Source organism: Pseudomonas sp. NFPP25 (genome assembly GCF_900116505.1).
Taxonomy (GTDB): Bacteria; Pseudomonadota; Gammaproteobacteria; order Pseudomonadales; family Pseudomonadaceae; genus Aquipseudomonas; species Aquipseudomonas protegens.
In genome coordinates this window covers 1-2470 of record NZ_FPBG01000017.1, presented here as the reverse complement: position 1 = coordinate 2470, position 2470 = coordinate 1, and the positions used below count along the sequence as shown (strand labels likewise).

Annotated in this window: 3 protein-coding genes and 3 tRNA genes; all 6 read right to left on the bottom strand. The window is 51.9% G+C overall.

Annotated elements, in window-relative coordinates:
• Positions 1 to 182 (bottom strand): GTP-binding protein (locus BM382_RS31375; RefSeq protein WP_239690444.1); only part of this gene is annotated, 182 nt, incomplete at its 3' end.
• Between the two features lie 84 nt (positions 183 to 266).
• A tRNA-Thr gene (locus BM382_RS31370) sits at positions 267 to 342 on the bottom strand.
• A gap of 26 nt (positions 343 to 368) precedes the next feature.
• Positions 369 to 442, bottom strand: a tRNA-Gly gene (locus BM382_RS31365).
• A 24-nt stretch (positions 443 to 466) separates the two neighbouring features.
• A tRNA-Tyr gene (locus BM382_RS31360) sits at positions 467 to 551 on the bottom strand.
• Between the two features lie 142 nt (positions 552 to 693).
• Positions 694 to 1140, bottom strand: a complete 447-nt coding sequence (locus tag BM382_RS31355; protein WP_072445095.1) for a hypothetical protein — start codon at positions 1138 to 1140, stop codon at positions 694 to 696.
• A 163-nt stretch (positions 1141 to 1303) separates the two neighbouring features.
• Positions 1304 to 2266: a bifunctional biotin--[acetyl-CoA-carboxylase] ligase/biotin operon repressor BirA gene (birA, locus tag BM382_RS31350; RefSeq protein WP_072445094.1), complete on the bottom strand. Its 963-nt coding sequence runs from the start codon at positions 2264 to 2266 to the stop codon at positions 1304 to 1306.
• Between the last annotated feature and the right edge of the window lie 204 nt (positions 2267 to 2470).

Genomic DNA, 2470 nt, shown 5'->3' with positions numbered 1-2470 from the left:
ATACCACGAGCTTTTTCTTCTGGGGCGCTGTCGATCTTGTCGAAGTCAACACGAGCCGAACCGAAAACTTCGGAGCAAACGCGAGTCAGAGCAGCAGTCAGAGTGGTTTTACCGTGGTCAACGTGACCGATAGTACCCACGTTAACGTGCGGCTTATTACGTTCGAACTTTTCCTTAGCCATCGAAATCACCCCTAGGAGAAGAATTGAGCAAGTCACCCAAGCCATTAAAACAAAGGCAGATATTTTCATATCTGCCTTGTTATATGGAGCTCTTGAGCGGATTTGAACCGCTGACCTCACCCTTACCAAGGGTGTGCTCTACCAACTGAGCTACAAGAGCGTAACACTTTGCAAAACCTGCAAACTTGGAGCGGGTAGCGGGAATCGAACCCGCATCATCAGCTTGGAAGGCTGAGGTTCTACCACTAAACTATACCCGCGGAGCCTGCAGCTCTCGCTAAATCTGGTGGAGGGGGAAGGATTCGAACCTTCGAAGTCGTAGACGTCAGATTTACAGTCTGATCCCTTTGGCCGCTCGGGAACCCCTCCTAAGCGAGGCGACATTCTATATCATGCCACCCTTCTGTCAAGCATTTTCTCAATAAAATCTTGAGGTTAGCTGCGTTGACCTCGCTTCGCGACGCCGACTTCGTTAAGTCTTCGCTGCGGAGCGGGCGCCATTCTATGCAACCTATTCGACAGTTGCAACCCCCTCGCAAGGCATTATTTTATGTTTTAACTCATTGAATTCTTTAGCAAGGTTCTGCAGTTGCAGATCATCCAGCAAATGCTTGCTCTCGGGAGCCACACGAAGCCAAAAACCAGAAGAACCAGGAACACTCAAGGACTGCAGCCTGACATCAGCCCCCAGCCCTACCAGCCGCTGCTCCAACATCTGAGCCGTATCTCGACGAGCAAAGCCCCCCAGATAAAGACAGCTTGCATCAATCTCCCCTGACTTACCCTTATCCCGCCGCTCGACCGAATCAGAAGACTCACTCAACAAACGGATATCCTGCTGAGTACCTCGATAGAGTGAGAGAGGCGTGACCTCTTTCGCACGAAGCGGTGCTTCCTGCTGATGCCAGATGTAATAAAAGCCATTGAGGACCAATAACAACAGAAACAACCAGCGCATAAAAACCTCAAGACAGAGGACAAGGCTTAAACAACTCGAAAAGATGGATCACGTACAAGCTGATCTTGCGGAACCGATGCAACACTCAAAGCCCCACCCCACACAAGGAATCAGCCCCTACCTCCTAGCCGTAGATCGCGCAAGCGCACATTGATGGCCGAACTCATGAGCCATCACGCAACCTTAGACTGAGCTCCCCGCCGCTATACGTTTTCTCCTCCCCCTCAACGCTCAATCGCAAAGCTCCTTGGCGATCAATACCCAACACAACACCATCGATCTTATTTACGCCCGCGATCAGAGACACAGCACGCCCCTGCCAGAGGTGACCTTGCTCCCACTCACCCTGGATCGCGGAGAAGCCATTCAGCCGATGACGCTCCAGATAAGACACAAGAACCTCATTCAATCGAGCAACAAGCTGATTGCGATCAATAACCTTGCCAGACTCCAACCTCACCGAAGTCCACTTCTGATCGATCTCTTCAGCGCTTTGCATATTCACATTGATCCCAATGCCCAGGACCACATGACACACATCCGCAGGATCACCCACCAACTCCAAAAGTATCCCCGCGACCTTCTTCTGACCAACCAAAACATCATTTGGCCACTTCAAACCCGCACCAGGAATTCCATACTCACGAAGGGTATGCATGACCGCCAACCCAACGACCAGGCTAAGCCCTTCCAATTGCCGGAGACCTCCGTCCATACGCAAGACGAGGCTGTAATAGATATTTTCGGCAAAAGGGCTTACCCACTTACGACCACGACGGCCTCGCCCCACCGTCTGGCGCTCAGCTAGCACAAGAAAAGGAGCCACACTCCCTTCTTCAATGGATCGCAGCGCCTGTGCATTCGTGGAGTCGATAGAGTCGAGAATTCGGATATCCCAGGAGCCACTGGAAATAGAGGAGCGGCCTATCTCAGCACTGCTCAGCAATGTGATTGGAGTGGCCAGCTGGTAACCGCGGCCTCGCACCTTATGAATGACAAGCCCCAACTCCGCCTCAAGAAGCTGTAACTGCTTCCATATAGCACTACGGCTAACACCCAGCGCCTGACCGAGCGCCTGACCCGAGTGAAATCGCCCATCTTTCAGAAGCTCTAACAACGTCGACATGCAGTTTCCGCCTCACCATGAGGCAGGCATGATAGCCATGCCCAGCGCTATTGCATAGAAACCCCCACCTGACGAGCAAGTCGATCGAGACAGCAAAAAATCAAACCCATTTTTCGCGCGCAAAAACAAAACCCCAACTGCATGCGCAGTTGGGGTTTCGGAATTTAATCTTGACGATGACCTACTCTCACATGGGGAAACCCC

Excerpts from the sequence above, each read along its gene's own strand:
- BM382_RS31355 (WP_072445095.1), bottom strand. The coding sequence starts at position 1,140 with ATGCGCTGGTTGTTTCTGTTGTTATTGGTCCTCAATGGCTTTTATTAC.
- birA (WP_072445094.1), bottom strand. The coding sequence starts at position 2,266 with ATGTCGACGTTGTTAGAGCTTCTGAAAGATGGGCGATTTCACTCGGGT.